The 23965-nt window shown below is 51.5% G+C and carries 20 protein-coding genes; 15 read left to right on the forward strand and 5 right to left on the reverse strand.

The window, feature by feature from the left end; genetic code table 11:
• The first annotated feature begins 36 nt into the window (after positions 1 to 36).
• The 9 genes from mutM (at position 37) to B152_RS0121540 (ending at position 11910) form a co-directional block, all read left to right on the forward strand.
• Positions 37 to 891, forward strand: coding sequence for a bifunctional DNA-formamidopyrimidine glycosylase/DNA-(apurinic or apyrimidinic site) lyase (gene mutM / locus B152_RS0121500; protein WP_020594523.1), 855 nt, complete (start codon positions 37 to 39; stop codon positions 889 to 891).
• Positions 891 to 1319 carry a hypothetical protein gene (locus B152_RS24670; protein ID WP_020594524.1) on the forward strand — a complete coding sequence of 143 codons (429 nt, stop codon included), beginning with the start codon at positions 891 to 893 and terminating at the stop codon, positions 1317 to 1319. The genes mutM and B152_RS24670 overlap by 1 nt, the downstream gene beginning before the upstream one ends.
• Positions 1320 to 1368: 49 nt before the next feature.
• The gene (locus tag B152_RS0121510) at positions 1369 to 2145 is read left to right on the forward strand and encodes an enoyl-CoA hydratase (RefSeq protein WP_020594525.1); all 777 of its coding nucleotides are present in this window, start codon (positions 1369 to 1371) and stop codon (positions 2143 to 2145) included.
• Between the two features lie 145 nt (positions 2146 to 2290).
• Positions 2291 to 2554: a 30S ribosomal protein S20 gene (rpsT, locus tag B152_RS0121515; protein ID WP_020594526.1), complete on the forward strand. Its 264-nt coding sequence runs from the start codon at positions 2291 to 2293 to the stop codon at positions 2552 to 2554.
• A 507-nt stretch (positions 2555 to 3061) separates the two neighbouring features.
• The gene (gene dnaA, locus B152_RS0121520) at positions 3062 to 4492 is read left to right on the forward strand and encodes a chromosomal replication initiator protein DnaA (RefSeq protein WP_020594527.1); all 1431 of its coding nucleotides are present in this window, start codon (positions 3062 to 3064) and stop codon (positions 4490 to 4492) included.
• A 299-nt stretch (positions 4493 to 4791) separates the two neighbouring features.
• Positions 4792 to 5910, forward strand: coding sequence for a DNA polymerase III subunit beta (gene dnaN, locus B152_RS0121525; protein WP_020594528.1), 1119 nt, complete (start codon positions 4792 to 4794; stop codon positions 5908 to 5910).
• Positions 5911 to 5936: 26 nt separating this feature from the next.
• Complete coding sequence (gene recF / locus B152_RS0121530) at positions 5937 to 7142, forward strand: DNA replication/repair protein RecF (protein ID WP_020594529.1); 1206 nt, start codon at positions 5937 to 5939, stop codon at positions 7140 to 7142.
• A gap of 41 nt (positions 7143 to 7183) precedes the next feature.
• Positions 7184 to 9637, forward strand: a complete 2454-nt coding sequence (gyrB, locus tag B152_RS0121535; RefSeq protein WP_020594530.1) for a DNA topoisomerase (ATP-hydrolyzing) subunit B — start codon at positions 7184 to 7186, stop codon at positions 9635 to 9637.
• Positions 9638 to 9909: 272 nt separating this feature from the next.
• Positions 9910 to 11910 carry a transglycosylase domain-containing protein gene (locus B152_RS0121540; protein WP_157231211.1) on the forward strand — a complete coding sequence of 667 codons (2001 nt, stop codon included), beginning with the start codon at positions 9910 to 9912 and terminating at the stop codon, positions 11908 to 11910.
• Here the strand turns inward: B152_RS0121540 and B152_RS0121545 are convergent.
• Positions 11903 to 13177, reverse strand: coding sequence for a multidrug effflux MFS transporter (locus B152_RS0121545; protein ID WP_020594532.1), 1275 nt, complete (start codon positions 13175 to 13177; stop codon positions 11903 to 11905). The two genes, B152_RS0121540 and B152_RS0121545, sit on opposite strands and share 8 nt — an antisense overlap.
• A gap of 301 nt (positions 13178 to 13478) precedes the next feature.
• Between B152_RS0121545 and B152_RS0121550 the strand changes: the two genes are divergently transcribed.
• Positions 13479 to 14999, forward strand: coding sequence for an SEL1-like repeat protein (locus B152_RS0121550; RefSeq protein WP_020594533.1), 1521 nt, complete (start codon positions 13479 to 13481; stop codon positions 14997 to 14999).
• Between the two features lie 26 nt (positions 15000 to 15025).
• Here the strand turns inward: B152_RS0121550 and B152_RS0121555 are convergent, their stop codons facing one another.
• On the reverse strand, positions 15026 to 15748 hold the full coding sequence (locus B152_RS0121555; RefSeq protein ID WP_020594534.1) for a M48 family metallopeptidase: 723 nt from the start codon (positions 15746 to 15748) through the stop codon (positions 15026 to 15028).
• A gap of 61 nt (positions 15749 to 15809) precedes the next feature.
• Positions 15810 to 16427: an SCO family protein gene (locus B152_RS0121560; RefSeq protein WP_020594535.1), complete on the reverse strand. Its 618-nt coding sequence runs from the start codon at positions 16425 to 16427 to the stop codon at positions 15810 to 15812.
• Between the two features lie 337 nt (positions 16428 to 16764).
• Here B152_RS0121560 and B152_RS0121565 point away from each other — a divergent pair, with 337 nt between their 5' ends.
• The 3 genes from B152_RS0121565 to B152_RS24680 all read left to right on the forward strand — a co-directional run bounded on the left by B152_RS0121565 (position 16765) and on the right by B152_RS24680 (position 18619).
• Complete coding sequence (locus tag B152_RS0121565) at positions 16765 to 17460, forward strand: EI24 domain-containing protein (RefSeq protein WP_020594536.1); 696 nt, start codon at positions 16765 to 16767, stop codon at positions 17458 to 17460.
• A gap of 97 nt (positions 17461 to 17557) precedes the next feature.
• Positions 17558 to 17998, forward strand: coding sequence for a hypothetical protein (locus tag B152_RS25700; RefSeq protein ID WP_157231212.1), 441 nt, complete (start codon positions 17558 to 17560; stop codon positions 17996 to 17998).
• 84 nt (positions 17999 to 18082) lie between these two features.
• The gene (locus B152_RS24680; RefSeq protein ID WP_083921971.1) at positions 18083 to 18619 is read left to right on the forward strand and encodes a DUF2244 domain-containing protein; all 537 of its coding nucleotides are present in this window, start codon (positions 18083 to 18085) and stop codon (positions 18617 to 18619) included.
• Positions 18620 to 18674: 55 nt separating this feature from the next.
• On the opposite strand, the gene B152_RS0121580 is transcribed toward B152_RS24680, so the two are convergent.
• On the reverse strand, positions 18675 to 20021 hold the full coding sequence (locus B152_RS0121580) for a uracil-xanthine permease family protein (protein WP_020594539.1): 1347 nt from the start codon (positions 20019 to 20021) through the stop codon (positions 18675 to 18677).
• Positions 20022 to 20159: 138 nt separating this feature from the next.
• Here B152_RS0121580 and B152_RS0121585 point away from each other — a divergent pair, with 138 nt between their 5' ends.
• Positions 20160 to 21194: a cobalamin biosynthesis protein gene (locus tag B152_RS0121585; protein ID WP_157231213.1), complete on the forward strand. Its 1035-nt coding sequence runs from the start codon at positions 20160 to 20162 to the stop codon at positions 21192 to 21194.
• A gap of 75 nt (positions 21195 to 21269) precedes the next feature.
• Here B152_RS0121585 and B152_RS0121590 read toward each other — a convergent pair whose 3' ends face one another.
• Complete coding sequence (locus tag B152_RS0121590; RefSeq protein WP_020594541.1) at positions 21270 to 21974, reverse strand: lipid-binding SYLF domain-containing protein; 705 nt, start codon at positions 21972 to 21974, stop codon at positions 21270 to 21272.
• Positions 21975 to 22169: 195 nt separating this feature from the next.
• Here B152_RS0121590 and B152_RS0121595 point away from each other — a divergent pair, with 195 nt between their 5' ends.
• Positions 22170 to 23771 carry a GMC family oxidoreductase gene (locus B152_RS0121595; protein ID WP_020594542.1) on the forward strand — a complete coding sequence of 534 codons (1602 nt, stop codon included), beginning with the start codon at positions 22170 to 22172 and terminating at the stop codon, positions 23769 to 23771.
• The last annotated feature ends 194 nt before the right edge of the window (positions 23772 to 23965 follow it).

Below are 23965 nucleotides of genomic sequence, written 5' to 3' on the forward strand. Positions count from 1 at the left end.
TACCGCAGCTAGTCGAACGCAAAGGAAAACAGGGTTATGCCAGAGCTCCCCGAAGTAGAAACCGTGATGCGGGGTTTGCGCCCGAGTCTGGAGGGCCGTCTCTTCAGGAAGGTGATTCAGCGCCGGGACAAGTTACGTTTTCCCTTGCCTGAAAATTTTGCCCAAAGAATAACCGGTCGTCGTGTTGTAAAGCTGGCACGGCGCGCAAAATATGTGCTGATTTATCTTGATGACGGGATGGTGTTCTTCTTCCATCTCGGTATGTCCGGGCGGATGACGATCCTGCCGAGGGTCACCAGCGGGGAGCAGCGACCCGATCTGGACCCGCATGATCATGTGATTTTTGAAACTGATGAGGGGGAAGAGATCCGTTATTGTGACCCCCGTCGTTTTGGGATGATGGATCTTGTGGCGGAAGCGGATCTGTTTCAACACAAGGCGTTTCGGGATATTGGTCCCGAGCCTTTGGGAAACGGTTTTAATGGGCCGATATTTTCTGACAGACTCAAAAACAAGAAGAATTCGATCAAGGCGGCCTTGTTGGATCAGCGGGTTGTTGCAGGAATTGGTAATATTTATGCCTGCGAGGCGCTGTATCTTTCTCGCATATCGCCAGAGCGTTCGGCCGGATCCGTTCAGGGAGCTGAAGCAGATCTTTTGGCTACGACAATAAAGAGTGTACTAACCCGTGCGATTGAAGCAGGGGGCTCGAGCTTGCGTGATTATGTTCAGGCAACGGGAGAGCTGGGGTATTTTCAGCATTCCTGGGCGGTGTATGGCCGAGAAGGGGAGCCCTGTCGGCAGTGTGGAGAAGAGACTGAGGCTTCAGTGATCACCCGAGTGCAACAAAGCGGGCGGTCTACTTTCTTCTGTCCTGGGTGCCAACACTGATGTACAAGTTGATCATGTTTCGCCTGATCCCTTTACGCATTCTTGCCCCTGTCCTTCTGATGGCCGCCGTGCTTTCGTCAGGGATTTTTCGCGCTGAGAAGATTTTTGCTGCGACGGCTGAAGAATTCACAGCGGGCTTCTTTACGGGGAGTGATGGTGTTCCCGTCATGCCTGGAATGGACGAAATGCCTGAAATGGGTATGGTTTTCGATAAACCAGAAGGGCGTATCGTCGAGGGTTTTGCATCTGGTCTGGTGAATGAAAAAGAAATCCGGGAGTTCTACGGGCGAACTTTACCCCAGTTGGGCTGGACGGTCTTTGATGATGGTCTGTTCCAGCGCGAAGGGGAAATTCTCAGTATCGAGATTATAAAAGGTGTGGAAAATGGCAGATCTATTCTGCGAATTATTCTCGCGCCCTCGCAGTAAACATTCGGCACTCTGCACCAGATACTGAATTTAAGGAGCATCCCAGACTATGGCTTATAAATATATTCTTGCGGAAAAGCGTGAGCGGGTCGGCCTGATTACACTCAATCGCCCCGAGGCTCTGAATGCTCTCTGCGCAGGACTGATTGACGAGCTTGGCCAGGCTGTTGCCTTGTTTGAAGCCGACGATGATATCGGATGCCTTGTGGTGACGGGCTCAGAGCGTGCTTTTGCAGCGGGTGCCGATATCAAGGAAATGGTCGGCAAGGATTTTCAGCAGGTTTATCGCGAAGATTTTATCACCGATGACTGGGAAGTTCTGGCCAAGACAAGAAAGCCTGTCATTGCTGCTGTCGCGGGATATGCACTTGGCGGAGGCTGTGAGGTGGCCATGATGTGCGACTTCATTATTGCTGCTGAAAATGCCAAATTTGGGCAACCTGAAATTACCATCGGGACAATTCCAGGAGCAGGTGGAACGCAACGTCTTACTCGCGTCGTTGGTAAGTCGAAGGCAATGGATATGTGCCTGACCGGACGGATGATGGATGCGGATGAGGCTGAACGCTGTGGCCTGGTCAGCCGGGTTGTGCCGCTGGACAAGTTGATGGAAGAAACCATGGCAGCAGCGGCAAAGATTGCTGGACATTCCTTGCCAGTGACCATGATAGCCAAAGAATCCGTCGATCGGTCTTACGAAACGACGTTGAGTGAGGGACTCCGCTTTGAACGCCGGGTCTTCCATTCTACTTTTGCGCTGGATGATCGGCGCGAAGGCATGACTGCCTTTGCTGAAAAGAGAAAAGCGGACTGGAAACACCGCTGATTTTGTTGGAGATTCGTCTAATGCCAGGATTAATGCGGTTCGGGAGTCGCATTTCCGCCTGATCATACTTGACGAACTCTCCGGGCACCGTTATAACGCCGCAACTTTCGAGATTCATTATTTATAGAAGAATAGGCGCCTATCGATGGCTAATCATCTTTCTGCAAAAACCCGGATCCGTCGTAACGCCAAGCGTTACGAGCTGAACTCGTCTCGTATGGGTCGCATCCGCACCTTCGTTAAACAGGTTGAAGCAGCGATCAGCGGTGGCGATAAAGCTGCGGCACAGGAAGCATTGAAAGCAGCACAGCCTGAAATGCATCGTGGTGTTCGTTCTGGTATCCTTCATCAGAACACAGTAGCTCGCAAGCTGTCTCGTATGAACAGCCGCATCAAAGCTCTGGCTTAAGTTTTTCCATCTTCGGATGGAGGATAAGAAGAGTCGCGCTCTTTCGGGCGCGACTTTTTTTGTGTCGATTCGCCAGAGTATTTTGAGAATCCGGGCGGACAAATTGTCCTCAGGGTGGGCTCTCTGTGTTGCCTCCGAGTCCCTACACAAGATTTAGTAGGTTGGGATTTCCTCTTGGCAGAGGATGGTATGGATCGGGAAAAAATATGATGTTCTTGGTCTGATCATATTGCATGCATCGTCAGAGGCTAGTACATTAAACAGCCTTGGGAAGGGCTTTCGTCAGTTGAGCGAAAGTTTCGGCGTTGCTTGTCCTCGCAATTCTAAGTTGTTCCGTCCTGAATATTTGGCGGTTTAAAGTGAAAGCTAAAAACAATATAAGTTTTTAGTTAATAATTACTTTTGGCTGATTGTAAAAGAGCCCATGCAAGCGGGCCATAACTTTGTAGCGGGTTGTTTGGGAAAAAGGCGACCTGATTATGATACTGTATGTGGTTGGGGAGACTTATGGCTCAAAGTGAGGTGATTTCATCAATTCAGTTGCAGTGGGACCGTGTTCTTGGTCGTCTGCGTGCTGAAGTCGGTGAGGCCGCTTATCGTAGCTGGCTGAAGCCTTTGACGCTCTTGAGCAGTGATGATTCCTGTGTTCGTATGGCTGTTCCGACCCGCTTTATGCGCGATTGGGTAGCTGGGAACTATCAGGATCGTATTCAGGCGCTCTGGCAGGACGAAGTTGGGGTTTCCTCCGCTGTTGAGATCGTCGTTTTGCCTCTCGCCCGACCCGTACCCAAACCGGCGCTGGTTGAAGTTGGGGTTGAAGCTGAAGTTCCTCTGTCAGGTAAACCGGAATCGCCGCGAGAAGAAGCAGAGCTTCCTGCTATTGCCGAGGCGCCTCGCGTTGCCGAGTTCCAGAGCCTTTCCGGTTCGCTAGACCCTCGTTTTACCTTTGATAACTTTGTTGTCGGAAAGCCAAACGAACTGGCCTATGCGGCTGCGCGACGTGTGGCCGAGGCGGAAAATGTTCCGTTTAACCCCTTGTTTCTTTATGGTGGTGTTGGTCTTGGTAAAACCCATCTCATGCATGCCATTGCCCATCAGATTCGCAATGTCTATCCGCAAAAAAAGGTTATCTATCTTTCCGCAGAGAAGTTCATGTACCAGTTTGTCCGGGCGCTCCGGACAAAAGACACGATGTCTTTCAAGGAACAGTTCCGCTCCGTTGATGTCCTGATGATTGATGATGTTCAGTTTATCGGGGGGCGTGAGGCTACACAGGAAGAGTTTTTCCACACCTTTAATGCCCTGGTTGACCAAAACCGTCAGGTTGTGATTTCGGCAGACAAGAGCCCTTCTGATCTGGCTGGTGTTGAGGACAGGATGAAGTCGCGGCTGGGCTGGGGGCTGGTTGCGGATATCCACCCGACGACCTATGAACTGCGTCTCGGAATTCTTGAATCAAAGGCCGAGCAGCTTGACGTGATTATTCCGCAGAAGGTGATTGAGTTTTTGGCCCACAAGATCACCTCAAATATCCGGGAACTCGAAGGGGCCTTGAATCGCATTGTGGCGCACGCAACCCTGGTTGGGCGTGCGGTATCTCTGGAAACGACGCAAGAAGTCTTGCATGACCTTTTGCGCGCCAATGATCGCCGTGTGACCATTGAGGAAATCCAGAAAAAAGTGGCCGAACACTTCAACGTGCGTATTTCCGACATGCACTCGTCTCGTCGTGCTCGAGCTGTTGCGCGTCCCCGGCAAATCGCCATGTACCTGTCCAAGCACCTCACTTCCAGATCACTCCCTGAAATAGGGAGGAAATTTGGTGGTCGCGATCATACAACAGTTATGCATGCGGTTAAAAAAGTCGAGGAACTGAAGTCGGGGGATGTGGAGTTTTCAGAAGACATCGAACTTCTGCGGCGGATGCTGGAGAACTGATTTTCTTCCCGGATTTCTTCCCACTTGAACATGCAGTGCTTTGAGGCAGGGGGCTGAGGTCGAGCTATCTTTTTGAGCCGATTCCCTTATTTCCGATTGCGTGGCTTCTTTGTGGATAAAGTATTATAATTGTTTTCCTTCTGCGTATGAACCCGCTATACTTTTCGCCCGTGCCGGGGTGATGGCCTATGGTCTGGTCACAACTGGTTACACGGGGCATTCACGACCTCTTTTTCCGGGTTGCCGGAGGAAGGGTGTTATAAGGTTTTGATGAGAGATACGGACTGAGTCATAGCATCATGAAGTTGACAATTGAACGCTCTGCATTGTTGAAATCCCTGGCGCATGTTCAAAGTGTAGTGGAACGCAGAAATACCATTCCGATCCTTTCCAATGTACTGATGGAAGCCAAAGACGGAAAACTCTCCCTCACCGCGACAGACATGGATCTGACCATTGTGGATCAGGTCGGGGCGACCATTGTGGAAGCCGGGGCGACAACAGCCCCCGCCCATACTTTTTATGATATTGTCCGCAAACTTCCGGACGGTTCAGAGGTTGAAGTTTCTGCCAACTCGGAAACCGCCCAGATGACCCTTAAAGCCGGGCGATCCACCTTTACTTTACAGACCTTGCCACGAGAAGATTTCCCGTCTTCCGGAATGGCCAGCTTGCCACAGGTTTTTGGTGTTCAGGTCAGCGAGCTGAAAAATCTGATCGACCGGACCCGTTTTGCGATCTCGACCGAGGAAACTCGTTATTATCTGAACGGGATCTATATCCACGCTACCGAGGCTGATGGTACTGCCGTATTGCGGGCTGTTGCAACGGATGGTCATCGTCTGGCACGCTTTGAGATGCCGCTGCCTGAGGGAGCTGAAAGCGTTCCTGGTGTTATCGTGCCCCGGAAGACGGTTAATGAACTCCGCAAGCTGATTGACGAGACCAACAATCCAATCGAAGTTTCGCTGTCTGATACGAAAATCATGTTCCGGTTTGATTCAACCGTCTTGAGCTCAAAATTGATCGACGGGACATTCCCGGACTATCAGCGGGTAATTCCAAGCGGAAACGACAAGAGTCTGGTTCTTGACTGCAAAACCTTCTCTTCAGCAGTAGATCGTGTTTCGACCATTTCGACAGAAAAAAGTCGGGCGGTCAAAATCAGTATTGATGGTTCGACCATGACACTTTCAGCCAACTCTGCCGAGAACGGCAGTGCGGTTGAAGTCCTCGAAATCAGCTATGAAGGAACAGCGCTCGATATTGGATTTAACTCGCGGTATTTGCTGGATATTGCCCAGCAGATCGAGGGGGATTCTGCTGAATTCCTGATGGCGGATGCAGCTTCTCCAACGATTGTTCGTGATTCTGCTGATAATTCAGCTCTGTATGTGCTGATGCCAATGCGTGTTTGATCTGGTCGGATCTGGACTCTCTTCACATGCTGGCTGTTGCCCAGAATGGATCCCCCTTTGTGACTGACGAAGCCGGATCAGAACGCCTTTGGTTGCGACGGGTGGTCCTCACCCAGTTTCGCAGTTATGAGCGTGCAGAGATTACCGTTGACGAACGTCCAGTTGTTTTGACCGGGGTAAATGGTGCAGGGAAAACCAATCTGTTGGAGGCAATTTCCCTGATGACCCCGGGACGGGGATTACGCGGGGGGGCTCTTTCTGAAATTTCCCGCATTGTTCCGGAAGGAACATTGTTTGCCTGGGCTGTGGCTGCCGAAGTTTGTGCAGAAGAGGAAATAAGAGAAGTTGGTACCGGTCGAGATCCTCTGGCAATGGGGGCAGGTGGACGAGAGCGGCGTCTGATCAAGGTTGATGGTGAAGTCTGCAAGAGTCAGCAGGCTCTGGCAGAAGTTCTTTCTGCCGTCTGGCTGACACCACAAATGGACAGTCTCTTGCGCGATAGCGCAGGGGGGCGTCGGCGGTTTCTGGACAGGCTTGTGCTGGGCTTTGATCCTGAACATGCGGCGAATACGAATGCCTATGAACACGCCTTGCGAGAGCGGGCGCGCTTGCTGAAAGGTGGCAGTCGTGATCTGACCTGGATTTCGACGCTTGAGGACCGGATGGCCCGTTATGGGATTGCGGTTTCTGTGGCGCGGCGGGAAATAACAGAAAAGCTGCAGCATGCCTGTGCTGAAACACAGGGAGATTTTCCTGTCGCCGGTCTCGTGTTGCAAGGAGCTGTGGAAGAGTGGCTGGAGGATAAGCCGGCTTTGATAGCAGAAGAAGAGTTACGTCGCTGTCTCTATGAAAGCAGGTCGCAGGATACACTAACCGGGGGGGCTTCCTGGGGGCCTCACAAAAGTGATCTGTTGGTACACCATACTGAAAAAGGGATGCCGGCGGGCCTTTGTTCAACCGGTGAACAAAAAGCGTTGTTGCTATCGATTGTTCTCGCACATGCCCGTCTGGTGATGCTTGAGCGTGGTGCAGCACCACTCCTGTTGCTGGATGAGGTTGTGGCGCATCTGGATGAAAAAAGACGTAACAGTCTTTTTGATGAAATATTGAATTTGCGTTGTCAGGCCTGGATGACAGGTACCGATGCCGATGTGTTCGCGGCAATGGGAGACAAGGCTCAGCATCTGTCAGTCAAAGACAGGGCTGTGTTTTCAACTGCCATCAGGAATTGACCTGATGCGACTGTTAAAGAACTTGGAAGAAAGTGGTAGAAATGACCGATAATGGCGATATGCAAAACCAGGAAAACGCTGGGACCAACGCTGAATACGGCGCGGATTCCATCAAGGTACTGCGTGGCCTGGAAGCTGTCCGTAAACGTCCTGGTATGTATATCGGGGATACAGATGACGGCACGGGTCTGCACCACATGGTTTACGAAGTCGTTGACAATGCGATTGATGAGGCTCTGGCCGGTCACTGTGATACCGTCGGAGTGATCCTCAACGGGGATGGTTCTGTTACCGTTCATGATAACGGTCGGGGTATTCCGGTTGATATTCACCATGAAGAAGGCGTTTCTGCCGCTGAAGTGATTATGACCCAGCTGCATGCCGGGGGGAAATTCGATCAGAACTCCTACAAGGTTTCCGGCGGTTTGCATGGTGTTGGAGTGTCGGTCGTCAATGCGCTGTCAGTAAAGCTGGAATTGCGGATTTTCCGTAATGACAAAGAGCACTACATGTCCTTTACCCATGGTGAAGCGGATGGGCCACTCGAGATTGTTGGTCCGGCAAATGGTCGCAAAGGGACGCACGTAACCTTCCAGCCTTCCACTGATACCTTTACCATGATCGAGTTCGATTTCAACACACTCGAACATCGTTTGCGCGAGTTGGCATTCCTGAACTCAGGGGTGCGCCTGACTTTGAGTGACCATCGTCATGCTGAGCCGAAGGAAACTATTCTGTTTTACGAAGGTGGCCTCAGGGAATTTGTAAAATATCTCGACCGAACCAAAACGTCTCTGTTTGAAGATGTCGTCTATATGGTTTCGGAAAAAGACGGGATCACTGTTGAAGTCGCGATGCAGTGGACAGACAGCTATCACGAAAATACCCTTTGTTTTACAAACAATATCCCCCAGCGGGATGGGGGAACACATATGGCTGGATTCCGGGCCGCGTTGACCCGGCAGATCAACACCTATGCGACAGCTTCTGGTTTGATGAAAAAGGAAAAAGTCAGCTTGACCGGCGATGATACCCGGGAAGGTTTGACCTGTGTGTTGTCGGTAAAGGTCCCTGATCCAAAATTCTCCAGCCAGACCAAAGACAAACTGGTGTCTTCTGAAGTTCGTCCGGTCGTCGAGAATATCGTCAATGACCGGCTTGGACAGTTCTTTGAAGAACATCCGACGGAAGCAAAACGGATTGTCGGAAAGGTTGTCGAGGCTGCTGCGGCGCGTGAAGCGGCCAGAAAAGCCCGCGACCTTACAAGACGTAAAGGTGCGCTGGATATTTCATCCCTGCCGGGCAAGCTGGCTGACTGTCAGGAGCGGGATCCTGCGCGTTCAGAACTGTTTCTGGTCGAGGGTGATTCTGCGGGGGGGTCTGCCAAACAGGGACGCGACCGGGCGACACAGGCCATTTTGCCTCTACGTGGTAAAATCCTGAACGTCGAGCGTGCCCGTTTTGACAAGATGCTGTCTTCCACCGAAATCGGAACGCTGATTACAGCTTTGGGTACCAGCATTGGACGTGATGAATTCAATATCGAAAAGCTTCGATATCACAAGATCATTATCATGACTGATGCGGACGTTGACGGAAGCCATATCAGAACTCTGCTTTTGACTTTCTTCTATCGGCAGATGCCGGAGCTGATCGAGAGAGGCTACCTTTACATCGCTCAGCCGCCACTCTATCGGGCAAAACGAGGTGATTCCATTCGGTACCTCAAGGATGACCGGAAGATGGAGGAATACCTGATCGAGAACGGTGTTAAGGAAGCGACACTGATTACAAAAGACGGGGCGCAGGTTGCCGGAACGGATCTGGCTGATGTGGTGACACATGCTGTTGTCGCCCGGAATCTGATGGAGCCCTTGATCCGCAAAGTTGGCAGCGTAGAGATGATCGAACAGGCAACCATCATGGGAGCCCTGAACGAAACGTTGTTGCGAGATGAAAATCGAGCCCAGGTGGTCGCAGAACAGATTGCTGAACGAATGAATGCCAATTTGCCCGAACTTCAGCGGGGCTGGCAGGCCGAAACCAATACAGTTGACGGGATCATGACAATGGTCCGTACCTTGCGCGGCCTGACCGAGCGCCGGATTATTGATCTGGGCTTGGTGCGTACGGGTGAAGCACGCCGTTTGAATGGTATGGCCGAAGAAATGCAGGAATTTTACTCTTCCAGCTCAACGTACCGTGTAAAAGACAAGGACACGATGATTTCCGGCCCGAACGCTCTGGCAAATCTGGTCTTCGAGCTTGGCCGCAAAGGGATCAATGTATCCCGTTATAAGGGACTGGGGGAAATGAACCCGGATCAACTTTGGGAAACCACCCTTGATGCCAACGCCCGTACCCTTTTGCAGGTTAAGGTCGGACACAGTGATGAGGCATCGGATATCTTCTCGACCCTTATGGGGGATGTGGTGGAACCACGCCGTGAATTTATCCAGACCAATGCGCTGGATGTATCTAACCTGGACGTTTGATTTTTCAGGGATTGAAATAATGAAAGGCCGGGTTCAAAGCCCGGCCTTTTGTTGTTTGCATCTGGATTTGAACGTTTTATCTCTTCTGAGGCCTGTACGAGGCAGATGGTCACGATCTTGACATCTTTCTGCCTATAGCCTGTAGAAATTGAATAGTTTATCAAGTGATCATGGCAACAGACAAAAAAACACCGAAGAAAAGAACTTCTCCCAAAAGCGGACAAACCCTGAAGGCTGATCCTTCAGGACGGACAACCACCTCTCGGAGGCGGGTGAAGAAAACGGGTTCAGCAACTCGGAAATCTTCCCCCCGCCGCTCATCAGGTCGCAAAGGGATCTTTAAAACCCTGCTGACCTGGGCATCGGTTGCTGCCATATGGGGCTTTATTTTCCTTGCTGGTGTTGTTGCCTGGTATGCTTGGGACTTGCCTGATGTTGGTGACATGGACCAGATATCACGGCGTCCTTCCGTGACGTTGATGTCAGAAGACGGTATTCGTCTGGCAAGTTATGGTGATCTCTATGGCGAGACACTGGAAGCATCTGAGATGTCCCGTTTCCTGCCCCAAGCGATTATTGCGATTGAGGATCGACGTTTTTATGATCATTTTGGGATAGATCTTCTGGGTATTGCCCGGGCCAGTCTGGTCAATCTGAAGGCTGGGCGGATGGCGCATGGGGGCTCAACCATCACCCAGCAGCTGGCCAAGAACCTGTTTCTCAGTTCCGAACGCAGTCTGAAGCGAAAAGTTCAGGAAGCTTTACTGGCCATCTGGCTTGAGCAAAAATTTACCAAAGACCAGATTCTAACGCTTTATATGAACCGGGTTTATTTTGGAGCAGGGACTTATGGTGTTGATGCGGCGGCCAAGATCTATTTTGGTCAGTCGGCTCGCAACCTGGGCCTTTATGAATCCGCACTTATTGCCGGTTTGCTCAAAGCTCCTTCACGGTATAACCCCACAAGCAGTGCGTCCAAGGCAGAACGCCGGACAGAACTGGTGCTGGATGCAATGGTTGATGCCCGGTTCATTTCTCCCGAGGAGGCGGCAAAAGCCAAGAAGAATCGGCCAACCCTTGGTGGTAATTCAAGCGATCAGGAGAGATTCTTCGCAGACTGGATTCTATCTCAGGTTGATGACTATACCGGGGGATATAACGGCGACTTGATTGTTCACACGAGCCTGAACACCCGTCATCAACGTCTGGCAGAAAAACATATGGAGCAGGTTCTTGCTGCAGCAAGTGACAAGAGCAAGGTTGGTCAGGGGGCGTTGATTATCATGTCTCCGCAAGGGGCCGTAAGTGCGATGATCGGGGGGAGAGACTATCGGGCCAGCCAGTTTAACCGGGCAACACAAGCACTGAGGCAGCCGGGCTCGGCTTTTAAATCCTTTGTTTTTCTGGCCGGGCTTGAAAATGGACTTTATCCGGACAGTCGCTTTGTGGATCGGCCAATCGCTGTCGGCAAGTGGAAACCCGGGAACTATAATGACAAGTATTATGGCGATGTGACGCTGCGCGAAGCCTTTGCCCGTTCGATGAACTCGGTAGCGGTTCAGGTTTCGCAACAGGTTGGGCCAAGCAATGTCATCGAGGTGGCAAAACGTCTGGGGATCAGTTCTTCGCTTGATAACGCTCCTGCTGTGGCTCTTGGAGTATCAGAAGTTACCTTGCTGGAGCTGACAGGAAGCTATGCGGTTTTTGCCAATGGTGGCCAAGTGGTTCAGCCGCATGGAATTCTCGAGATTCAGAATGCCCAGGGGCAGAAGTTGTATCAGCGCAGTGGAAGTGGTCTGGGGCAGGCGGTGCAGTCCCGGCATGTTGCGATGATGAATGATATGATGAGTGCAACAGTGGCTTGGGGGACAGGTAAATCGGCACAGACCGGACGGCCTGCTGCAGGGAAAACAGGGACAACCCAAAGCAACAGGGATGCTCTCTTTATCGGGTATACACCCACGACAGTTGCCGGTGTCTGGTTCGGGAATGATGACGGCAGTGCGATGAAAGGAGTGACCGGTGGCACACTTCCAGCCACCGTCTGGGGCGATTTGATGAAGGAAATTGAGCAGGGTCAACCGATAGCCCAGTTGCCGCAGGAGGCACCTTCAAACGTTGTGGAAGAGAAAATCGAGGAGGTTGGTGGGTTTCTGCAGAATCTGTTCGGTCGTCTGAAGTCAGGCCAGAGTGGTGCCGATAGTGCGGAAAAACCAACGAGCCATGCTCCGGAGGCAGGAAAAAAACAGCGTGGGACAGCTCAATTCAAATAGCGGGCGTTGTGGGGCTGTCAAGGGTCTCAAGTTTATGGGGATGTATCAGAAATACATAGGACGCAAATGCCATGCCTGTAACGCCTGCCAGAGATGCAGTCATGCTCAGAGCCGTGCCGTCGTTATAAGAACTGATCAGAACGCCCACACCCGAAGCAAAAATCATCTGGATAAACCCCATTAGTGCGGAAGCCGATCCGGCAATCCGGGGGAAAGGTGCGAGGGCGGCAGCCATATTGTTGGGAAAGGTCAAACCAGCCCCAATTGTGAAGACGGCAAAGGGCCCAACAACATTAAGAAGATTGAGCTCTCCAAACAGGGAGAGCCCGACAGCGATCAGGCCTCCGGCAAAACTGACACTCGAACCGATCATGATCATTCGATGCAGTCCCAGTCGAAGCGTGAATTGGGCAGAAAGAAAAGTTCCCGCCATATACCCCACAACAATGACGGCAAAGTATAACCCGAAGACATCGGGAGACAGGCCAAGCTGATCAATAAGCACAAAAGGCGAACCGGAAATAAAACAAAAAATACCAGAAAAGCTTCCTGTGGAGATCAGAACATAGCCCATATAACGTGTGTTGCGGAGCAAGCCGAAATAGTTTCGGATCAAGCGAGGGAGTTGCATGGCTTCCATGTTCAGGTCCCGATTGGTTTCCGGCAGCCGGAGCAGTAACCACAGCAGGGCAAGGGTGCTGAACCCGGACAGAACCAGAAAATTGGCTCTCCAGCCGAAAAGAATTTCGACTTGTCCACCGATAACCGGGCCGACAGCCGGAGCCAGAGCCATGGCCATTCCCATCCAGGACATAATACGGGCTGCTTCGTCTCTCCGATAGACATCGCGAACGATTGTACGGCTTAGAACAGGACCCGCGCAGGCTCCCAGAGCCTGAACAAAACGCAAAATAATCAGTTCTTCAATTGTGTTGGAGAAACTACAGGTCAAAGAAGCGAGCAGATACAGAACAAGAGCACCAATAAAGACAGGTCGGCGACCAAACCTGTCGGAAAGTGGGCCGTAAATCAGCTGGCTCGTTGCAAATCCGAGCAGGAAAACAGATAGGGTCAGCTGGATCTCTGCCTGATCTGCTTTAAGTTCAGCGGCGATGCTGGGCAGCGAGGGCAGGTATAGATCCGTCGAAATTGGCCCCAATGCCATAAGGAAAATCAGAAGGGCAATGAAGAGACGGCTTTCCGTTTCCTTGACTGAAGGCATGACCCGGATACTTTCTGGAAGGATCTTCAAGAATATTTTGTTCATGGTGTTATAGTCTGTAGCAGAAAAAGATGCATTAATTTCTTGATCGCCAGAATATCTGCTGGGACAAAACGCGAGAGCTGCGGGAATTTTATTTTTCTGGTCTGCTCAAGATATACTGCCCGGATATATTGTCGGGATCTCACAGGGTATTTTCTTTGCGATCTTGCTGGTTGATGAATGCAGGCTCTCTGTTTGTACAAGAGAACCTGCAGCACATTTTCGACAAATTCCAATGTCTATACTGGTGCAGAACTTTGCCGGGGTCTTAATAAAGCCCAGGTTTTTAGCGTAAGGCATTAAAATGAAGACATTCCGTCAGCTCTGTGCAACGGCTGTGATGGTTCTGGGAATTCTGATTGTCAGCTTTCCGGCAAGCTCCCAGAGCTTCGAGGAGGCGATGGGAAATTTTGAAAACGGAGATTATGCTGCGGCATATCAAGGTTTTTCAGAGTCTGCTGCTACCGGGCATCGCGACGCTCAATTCATGCTGGGTTATGTCTACTCCAAAGGCTTTGGGGCTCCCCAGGACTACGTCGAAGCGCATAAATGGTTCAATCTGGCGGCGGCCCAGGGGGATCGTGAAGCAGGCCGGGCGAGAGACAAACTTGTTGCAGCAATGACAGCAGAGCAGGTCTCGCAGGCGCAAAAACGGGCACAGGAATGGACGCCGATTACCCCGGATGAAGTCAAAAAGAATTCTAGGCAAGTGGATAGTGTTGCACCTATAGGTGAGGAACCGGCTCTTGTCTGGTCTGTTCCGCCTGGTGAGAACACACCATTGGATCGTGAAGAAAAACGAACACTTCAGAGCCTGTTGAAGGCTTTAGGTTATGACCCGGGTCCTCTTGATGGTTTGCCTGGAGACAGGACACGACAGGCTATTCGCAGTTATCAGGCAGATTTTGGACTGGAAATTGATGGTTTGGTACAGCGGACTCTTCTGGAAGATCTGCGAAGTCGAAACCAGGGGAAAACGTCTTCTGAGACAGGGAAGGCTCTTCCCTCCAAAACAGCATATGAATCTGTAGACAAAGAGAAAGTTCTCGTAGATCAGCTTCGGAAGCTCGTAAGCGACGGGAGTGATACCGCGCTGCCGAATGAGCTTTACCAACAGAGAATCTCTGCATTACTTCAAGAATATGATCGCCCCTGGTCACTTCGGGTTTTCTTTGACAATTTTATCGATGGCGATTTTGTCCAGAGTCCTGAATGGAGTGTTGAATCCGGGGAATTTGAGGTCCGCAGCAGAGATTACCTTTTTACCTCTGTTCCCGTGCCGCGCAGTGCTTCTTCCGAGGCATCATCTTCAGGAGAAGAAAGCAGCACTCAAAAAGCAGTTGGGATCTTTTCGGGGATCTTCTCGAAAGCCCTGCAATCTGAAGAAAGTGCGGGGCAATTCACAGGTTACGCGGAAATTTATAATGCATCTCCGATTCCAGGCAGTTTTTCTGTCAGGATTAACCTGAACGGTCTTTTGGATGGAGGACGCCTGATCACGGCTGTCTATCAGGGTGGGGCCCGTATTAATGGTTATAAACTGGCCTATCAGACAGGGGCAACAAGTCGGATAGAGTTGCTCGCCACCACTTCCAGCGGTCAGGAAACAATCGGCTCTATCGCTTTGGCAGAAAGTCTGACCGGGATCGGACACAATCTTGAATTCAACCGGAACAGAGAAGGGGTTATGGACGTGATTCTGGATGATCAAAAGCTGTTTTCTGTGACGGATACAAGACTGGCAGGCGATTTTGATGGCCTGGTTCTTGGTAACCATGCTGGTGATTTTCGCATCATGGAAATCGAGGTTTACGGAGAACCCTGACCGGAAGGATGATCAGGGGGAAGATATTATCCATAGGTCAGCAATCGGGAGCCATGTTGTTTGAGCCAGCGCTGGGAAGTTTTTCGGCTGCTGGTGAGCTGATCCACAAGCCTCCAGAAGTCCGGGCTGTGATTCATATGCACAAGATGGGCAACCTCATGGGCAACTACGTAATCCAGAACGGCTTCCGGTGTGAATATCAGGCGCCAGGAAAAATTCAGATTTCCACTTGATGAGCAACTGCCCCAGCGGCTGGTTGTGTCCTTGATACGGATGCCGGCTATTTTTTTCTCAATCTTTGCCGATTTTTCCCGGGCACGAAGGGTGATTTCGTACCTGACTTCTCCTTTAAGGAAGTCGCTGACCCTGCGCGGGAGGTGCTCCTCGTGGGATTTGATAAAAAGCTGTTCAGCTTCAAGCCAGGCAGCTCCCTTGTTTTTATTAGCTGCAGTGCCAGGCTCTATCCTGATAATCCTGTGATCTTTTCCCAGGATAGGGATTGTCATGCCGTGGTGATAGGGGGGGATTTCCGGATTCTGTTCAAGCCTGCGGGCAATCCAGTCATGCTGGCGTGAAACAAAGTCGAGAATCTCCCGGAGGGGGTAGCCCGGGGGAGAAACGACCTTTACAGCGTTCTCCCCGGTGATCAGTCGCAGGGATAACTTGCGGGATGCCGGATGGGACTGAATCCGGACCTCGACCTCTTTTCCATTGATTCTGGTGCTGTGTGCGGAGCTTTGTTTCGCCATGGCTCAAGAGTATCGATCAGCAGGTTTCCAGACAAGAGAACCTGCGCGATTGTACCCTCTGTTACTGTTTCAGTATCTTCAGCAGCGATGCCCCCATGATTTCACCACTGGTGCCGTGGCTATAATGCTTCACATAAGCGCCGTCGGGGCCCATCAGGTAGGTGATGGAGGAGTGATCCATCAGATATTCGCTTGATTCTTCGGCTTCAGTTTTTTGGTAAAAGACTTTATAGCTTTTGGCGGCAGCGGAGACCTGTTCCAGGCTACCTGTCAAACCAACCATGGTTGGGTAAAAGTGGCCCACATAGTCCTTGAGTGCAGAGACGGTATCCCTCTCCGGGTCCACGGTGATAAAAACGGGGACGACCAACTTGGCAAGTTCCGGATCTCCAGCTTCGACAATATCCATGGCATCGGACAAGAGGGTCAAAGATGTTGGGCAGACATCCGGACAGAAGGTATAGCCGAAATAAATCAGCATATATTTACCTTCGAATTCTTTTTCTGTAACAGCTTTGCCGTTGTGATCAACCAGCGAAAAAGGGCCGCCAATCAAGGCACGGGCATTATTTGAAGAAGAAGGCTTGTTCAGGTAGTTCATGCCGAAAAAGACCACGGCAGCAACAATCAGGGCGAGGGCAATAACAAATACAGAGCGTGATAGAAAACTGGTTGGCATGAGCATATCCCGCGGGTGGTTGAACTTGGTGATCTTATCTTTTGTTCTAACGGGTAGGCCGCCGAAAAACAATGGTCTGTCTCGATCACAATTGTGACAGAACTTGCGACAAAAGCGCCCTATCTGACTACAGATTACAAGGCAATGATGGGGTGTTTGATTTGAGATATCGGCAAGGCCGGATAATCCACTGGTGGCCAGTTGCTGCATCGCGTCTTGAAAAAGTCGCGTTTCCCCCTTATTAAAAAGAAAGCATCCGGGGGGAAGCCGAACAGGCTAATGTTCTGTTCGGGCTGATCTCGCCAAATTTGAATTCTCAATAAGGGAAGCAGCCTTCATGTTCAGTGATCTCTCGAAAGCATTTGGTCAGACAGGTGATCCCGCATTCCGGCGTGTATTTTTTATCTCTGCAACAGCTTCACTGGTTGTGTTTGCCCTTCTTTGGATCGGCGCAGGATACGCGGTGGGCTTGCTCGACGACCAGATTGTACAGTGGTCAGAATCAGGTGGATGGTTTACCTCCATTCTGGTCTGGGGAGCGGAACTGATTTCCTGGTTTGGTGTCGTGGTTTTGAGTTTCCTGCTCTTTCCTTCAGTTATGCTGGTTATTATTCCCTTTTTCCTTGAGGATATTGCCCGGGCTGTCGAAAGCAAACACTATCCACAGCTTGACGCTGGACGGGAACCGCCTCTGAGCGAGACAATCTGGGGGAGCCTGTCTTTTCTGGGTGTCACTCTGCTGGTTAATATTCTTGCCTTGCCGCTTTATCTTCTACCGGGTGTGAATCTGATTTTGTTTTATATAATCAACGGCTACCTGTTAGGGCGAGAATATTTTGAAATGGTTGCCTTGCGCCGCTTTGCTCTGGCAGAAGCCAAAGCCTTCCGTCAAAAATATCGCGGACGGGTTGTCCTGGCTGGTTTTGTTCTGGCTTTTCTTCTGACCGTGCCGATTTTGAACATTGTTATGCCAATCTGGGCGACGGCTTTTATGCTTCATCGCTTTGAAAGCTTTCGACAGCTAGAGGCTTGAGATTTTTAACCTTCTTATGACTTATCCTTTTAAAATCCTGATTGTTTTCCTTGTTCTGGCAAGCTTAGCAGCTTGTGGAAAATCAAGACCGAACAGAGTGCTCAAGATAACGGAGCTTCCTCCGGCAACTTCTGTCGCCAGAAAGTCAGATTCTGTTGCAGAGGAAATGGGGCATGCTGGTGACAGGTCAAACAAGCCAGAGGAAGAGAATACGGTTGCGCGCGATGTCAGTGCAGAGGGTGAGGAGCTGGCGTCCTTGCCTCCGGAAAAAACAAAACCGGAGCTGGAAGTAGATGATAATCCGGAAAAGTTGATCGGGCTTGATGCTGCTGGTCTAGAGGAACTCTTGGGGACGCCAAAACTTATCCGACAGGAAAGTCCAGCGGAGATCTGGCAATACAATGCCTCTGACTGTGTTCTTGATCTGGTGTTTTATGATGCCGTGACCAGCTATGTAGAAGCACGTAATACAGCAGTTCAGCCTATGGACAAACGCAGCTGTTTCCGAAGCCTGTTGCTGGCGCGCCCAAAGCCCTGACCATAATAATTAACTCCCGGGTGGTGAAGTCGGTTCCTGTTTCGGATATAATCTGATCGACAGGGTAAACTGGGCAGAGCCAAGATGCTTTCCAGAGATTGGAATAACGCGGGTCCTGAAGATCCCGGACCAGCAGCAGGAGAGAACGGGCTAGAAACTGTTCTTTTCCATGCTTTTCTAAGGCCAAACCGGAGTCTGAGTTCGAGAGGATTCCGTTATCTGATGGGCTTTGTGATTGCTGCAGTCGTGTGTTGTGGTACCGGCTTTATGCTGGCAGGAGCCTGGCCTGTTCTTGGTTTCCTGGGTCTGGATGTTGCCCTTGTCTATTTTGCATTTCGTTTGAGCTATCGCTCTGGCAGCGGGTATGAAACTGTACTGGTTACTGCTGATGATCTGATCGTCACCAAGGTCAGCCACTGGGGGAAACGCAGTTGCGCTACGTTTCAGCCCTATTGGCTGAAAATCTCGCTTGACCGTTCTGAAAACCCGGAAGGTCGGCTGATCCTCTTTTCCCATGGACAGAGAGTTGTGCTGGGAGAGTTTCTGGCGCCGGTAGAAAGGGAAGAACTGGCTTTGGCCTTGCAGAGAATTCTGATGCCTTTGCAACGCCCGGCCACGTGATCTCTACTCTGAAGCCACTTAAGGCCGGATCTGGATCCGGCCTTAAGACAGAGTGCTATCCGAGTGACTTGACACTGTCTCCAGCCGTCTCTTTGCCGGGAAGGGTCAGGTGCATGGTAATTCCAGCCAATGTTGCAAAGGCCATGGAAGACAGGGTTGCCCACTGACCAATAGGAAGCTCGGCGCCACCAATACCCAGCACCAGAATGACCGAAGTGATCAGCAGATTACGTTTCTCATTGAGGTCCACCTTGCCTTCGATGAGTGTGCGCAATCCGGAAGAGGCGATCACGCCAAACAGGGCGATGGCAATGCCCCCCATTACCGGGACCGGTATGGAGCTGACCAGCGCGGAAATCTTGCCAATGAAACCGAGTGACAGGGCGAGGACCGCAGCACCAGCGATGACATAGACGGAGTAAATCCGGGTAATGGCCAGAACACCGATATTTTCACCATAGGTCGTATTTGGCGGGCCACCAAGAAGTGAGGCGAAGAGAGTGGCAAGGCCGTCTCCGGCAAGGGACCGGTCCAGCCCTGGTTTACGCAGAAAATTCCGGCCGACAACGCGGGAAAGAACCATCTGGTCACCGATGTGTTCGGCAATGGTCACCAGCGCGACCGGAACCAGAAGCGGCAGGACAAACCAGGGCAGCCCTTCGGCAAAAACAGTCGGAAAGAAGGTAAAATCCGGAATGGCGATCCAGTCGCTTGAGGCAACCGTTGCAAAATCGACCATGCCAAGAGCAAAAGCGAGAACATATCCGCAGATAATCCCCAGAAGAATGGGAATAATACTGATGATCCCCCTGAAAACGAGGGAAAAAAGAAGCGTCATAACCAGCGTGAAGAGAGCAACCGTGAGGTTGAGCGCACTGTAGTCACCGCCAGCTCCTTTGGTTGCCATTCCAATGGCAATGGGGGCGAGGCCGAGACCGATAACCATGATAACCGGGCCAACCACCACAGGCGGCAGGATTTTCATCAACCAGTTGACACCAAAGAAACGGATCAGAATGGCAACCACCAGATAGACCAGACCCGCACAGAAGGCTCCGAACATGGCTCCCGGTAATCCGGCGGCGACGGCGGCAGAGATCAGCGGGGCAATGAAGGCAAAAGAGGAGCCGAGATAGGCCGGAATCCTGAACCCGGTGATACAAAGGTAAAGCAGCGTACCGCCCCCGGAGGTAATCAGGGCAATAGCTGTGCTCAGGCCAGTCGCATCAGGATCATTGGCAAGAATGCCGCTGGTAACGAGGTAGGGGACGAGCACGGTTGCCCCGAACATGGCGCAGAGATGCTGCAGGCTTAACAGACCCCAAAGCTTGAAGGGAGGTTTATCTTCTACATCAAGAACGGCCCCGTTATTTACGGCATTAGTGGTATTTGAATTCGTCATATGTTCCCCGGTTATTGGCCAGATTTTAGTTCTGGATTTTACTTCTGGATTTTAATCCGAAGTTTTAATCCGGGGATCACTTGCCCTGTCCGGATGCTTTTTGCAAGTCCGGGCTTCCCCTTGCATCAGAAACAGACGATGATCGGTCAAGAGAACTTTGCTCTGATAAATGAGGACGTTATCAAGGTGCCAGGTGTATTCGGGTCAGCAGAACCCCTGTTTCTTTTGCTTTTTGCCTTTGGGCTGGAAGCTCTCTATGGCGGAATTTTGCGTCTGGAAGGCTGGCTGCCGCGTCCCCGCAAGATGATGGGGCTTGTCGTTGTCCGGCTTGATCGCGCGCTGAACCGCTCCCGTAACAGCACGGGTCAGAAAAAACAGCCCGGTCAGGGAACTGCGACCCAGTTGGTCAACGGGGCAACCAGCCTTTTTCTTCTTGCCGGACTGGCCTGTGCTGCAGGATATGGTCTGTCTTTCATCAGCCGGAATGCGCCCTTTCTCTGGCTGATCGAGGTGGGGTTGATTGCGCTCTGTCTGGACAACCGCTCACATCAGGTTCGATTGAACCGGGTTCGCAAGGCTCTGGCCCTTAACAGCCTGATCACGGTGCGTGGCGAACTCTATCCTCTTGTGTCCAGCTGGTTCCGGATTACTGATCTTGAACGGCTCCAGGGCAGCGGGCTGGCCGCAACCGCTGTTGGCGGTATGGCGCGTGGCTTTGTCGAGGGATTTGTTGCTCCGGCCTTCTGGTACGGGTTACTTGGTTTACCCGGTCTGTTTGTCCAGCAAGCAGTTTATCAGGGTGCCCGTTTCTATCGACAGCGCCAGCTTCAGGCACCGCTGGAACGGAATTTTGGTCGGTCTTTTACCGGAATGGATCATGTTTTGATGGCTTTGCCGGATGCTTTGACGGCGCTACTGTTCATTCTGGCAGCTCTTTTTGTTCCGGGGGCAGCCATTGGCCAGGCCATCCGGCGTTGCTGGAGCAGCCAGAGGCTTGCTGATGCGGCTTTGGGGGGAGCGCTCAATTTCCAGCCGGACCAGCCAGGGCAGGAAAAGGCCGAGAAGGGGCATCGCCGGAAAGATCTGGAGCGGGCCAGCCTGATCGTTATTATCTCGGGAATATTGGCGGTTGGTCTTATTGCGGCTGTCGTACTGCTGCGCTATGCCCTGTAACATTCAATCCCGGATATCTGACCTGGACCAGCTCTCTTGAAAAGCGGGAGAGGGCTGGCCCAGATTAAGCGGTTTCTACTGTGGCAGCGCTGCCCGCAGTTTATCTGCGTGTGTATTTGAATAGACCCGTTCCATAGTGATGCCCCGTGGGGCAGCTCCGGCACCGTAGTAGCTGCTGTTATAGCTTTCGCGGGTAAAGAGCTTGGCCCCTTCGAAAGCACCACCGCCAAACAGGCCAACCGAGCTGGAGAAAGCATAGACGTCAACGTCAAGATTGGCCGTGGTTGAAGCCTCCACTCCGGCACCGAAAGGCCCGACAGCAAGGCTGAGGTCACCGCCAAACTTGACTTCGCTATCGAGGATGGCTTCTACAGCACCGGGATTCATAAGAGTAAAGACTACTTCTGAAACTTCCCCGCCGATCTGCAAACCGATACTGCCTGCTGCCAGGGTATAGAAAGCCGGATAGCTCCAGGTGCCATCTGCACCCTTTACAAGCAGAACACCCGATCCTCCTTCACCGCCAACAAAAAAACCGGCTTTGACCAGCTGGGGAATTATAAGAATGCCATGAGCCTTGCCAGCAAACTCCTTGAGCTTGGCATAATCAGGGTTGTTCAGCAGTTTTTCGAGGCTGTAGCGGGAAGCGGCTACCAGCTGTTCAGCGTCGCTTGCCGCTTTTGCTGTATTAAAGGAAAGCAGGGTGGCAAAGGCTGTGGTGATGATCGCAAGTCTCAAGAAACTGGCTGGGAGGAAAGCCCGTGTGAGGCTCATGGTCATTGTGTTCTCCTGGATTTACTTCCGGCTCGAAAGCCAAGCTTGAATGTAAGGTATGGTGAAATCTGCACAGCAGTATCGCAGGAAAAGCGAGGAAAAGGCAGAGACATTTTAGGGGCCATAACCTAGTTTGAATATTATCTATTAAAAATGACCGTCCTGCTTGAGTGAATGACAGGGGGATCAGGGGGGGCAGTTATGCGGGATCTGGGAAAGTTTGACTATATAATTGTCGGTGCGGGCTCTGCAGGTTGCGTGCTCGCGAACCGGCTTTCTGCAAATCCGGATAATTCGGTACTGCTTCTTGAAGCTGGGGGCAGTGACAACTATCACTGGATACATATCCCCATAGGCTACCTCTATACCATCAACAACCCGAGAACGGACTGGTGCCTTTCGACGGTGGCGGAAAAAGGTCTGAACGGGCGTAAACTTGGTTACCCGAGGGGCAAGGTTATCGGAGGCTGTTCCTCAATCAACGGCATGATCTATATGCGGGGGCAGGCTCGGGATTATGATCAATGGCGCCAGATGGGCAATCAGGGCTGGGGCTGGGATGATGTTCTGCCCTATTTCAAAAAAGGCGAGAACCATCACCGGGGCGAAGGTGAATTCCACGGTAGCAAGGGCGAGCTGCGGGTCGAAGAACAAAGGCTGTCGTGGGAAATTCTTGACGGTTTTCTGGATGCTGCGGTGGAAACAGGTATACCGCGGAGCCAGGATTTCAACCGGGGAAATAATGAAGGGGTTGGCTATTTTGAGGTAACCCAGAAAAAGGGATTTCGCTTCAGTGCGGCACGGGCGTATCTGCACCCCGTAATGGGACGCAAGAATCTCACTGTGCTTACGGGGGCAGAAGTGCAAAAAATCGAACTGGAAGGAAAGAAAGCCAGGGCTTTGTCCCTCACCGTCAAAGGTGAAAATGCCCGGGTTTCCGCGGGCAGGGAAATCATCTTGTCGGCCGGAGCCGTGGCCAGCCCTGTTCTGCTCCAGACCTCGGGTATTGGGCCTGGAGAGTTGCTAAAGCAAAACGGGGTGGAGGTTCTGCATGATCTTCCGGGGGTCGGACAAAACCTGCAGGATCATCTTCAGATCAGGACAGTATTCCGGGTTTCAGGGGTTAAGACACTGAACGAGATGTCGCATAGCTTGTTTTCAAAAATTGGTATGGGAATTGATTACGCCCTGTTCCGTCGTGGTCCCCTGTCAATGGCACCAAGCCAGCTGGGTTGTTTTGCCAAGAGCGACCCGGCCCTGGAAACCGCGGATCTGGAATACCATGTTCAGCCCCTTTCTACAGACAAACTTGGCGATCCGCTTCATGACTTCCAGGGTTTTACCGCTTCAGTATGTAATCTGCGCCCTGAATCCCGGGGATATATCCATCTGGATGGTCCGGATGGTCGGCTGAAGCCAATTATTGCTCCCAATTATCTTTCCACAGATAAAGATCGTCTGGTTGCGGCTGAAGCAATCAGGTTGACCCGCCGGATTTGCAATGCCTCCTCCTTTGCCAGGTACAGTCCGGTTGAACACCTGCCCGGAGCAGGCATTACTTCAGATGAGGATTTGGCAAAAGCGGCAGGAGATATCGGAACGACAATCTTTCACCCGGTTGGGACCTGTAAGATGGGGTCAGATCCCCAGGCTGTTGTGGATGAACAGCTGCGGGTGATCGGGATTGAAGGACTGCGTGTTGCCGATGCCTCGATCATGCCGACAATTACGTCTGGGAACACAAATGCCCCGACCATGATGATTGCCGAGAAAGCAGCTGATCTGATCCTTTCGGCAGATTAAACGATCGTGACAGGGAAAGATTCTCTGCCCGTTTGATAGAGGTCAGGTGGTCTTGTGGAATGACTTCTCTTTAATTTCAGAACGCTAAAGGGCCTGTCACTGAACTGTAATATATAAGTCATGAAACAGTCATTTGTCATTTAAATGCAATGAAACTATCACATTTCAACATTGCTTCCTCGGCCCCACGCTGC

The organism is Kiloniella laminariae DSM 19542 (genome assembly GCF_000374005.1).
Lineage (GTDB): Bacteria > Pseudomonadota > Alphaproteobacteria > Kiloniellales > Kiloniellaceae > Kiloniella > Kiloniella laminariae.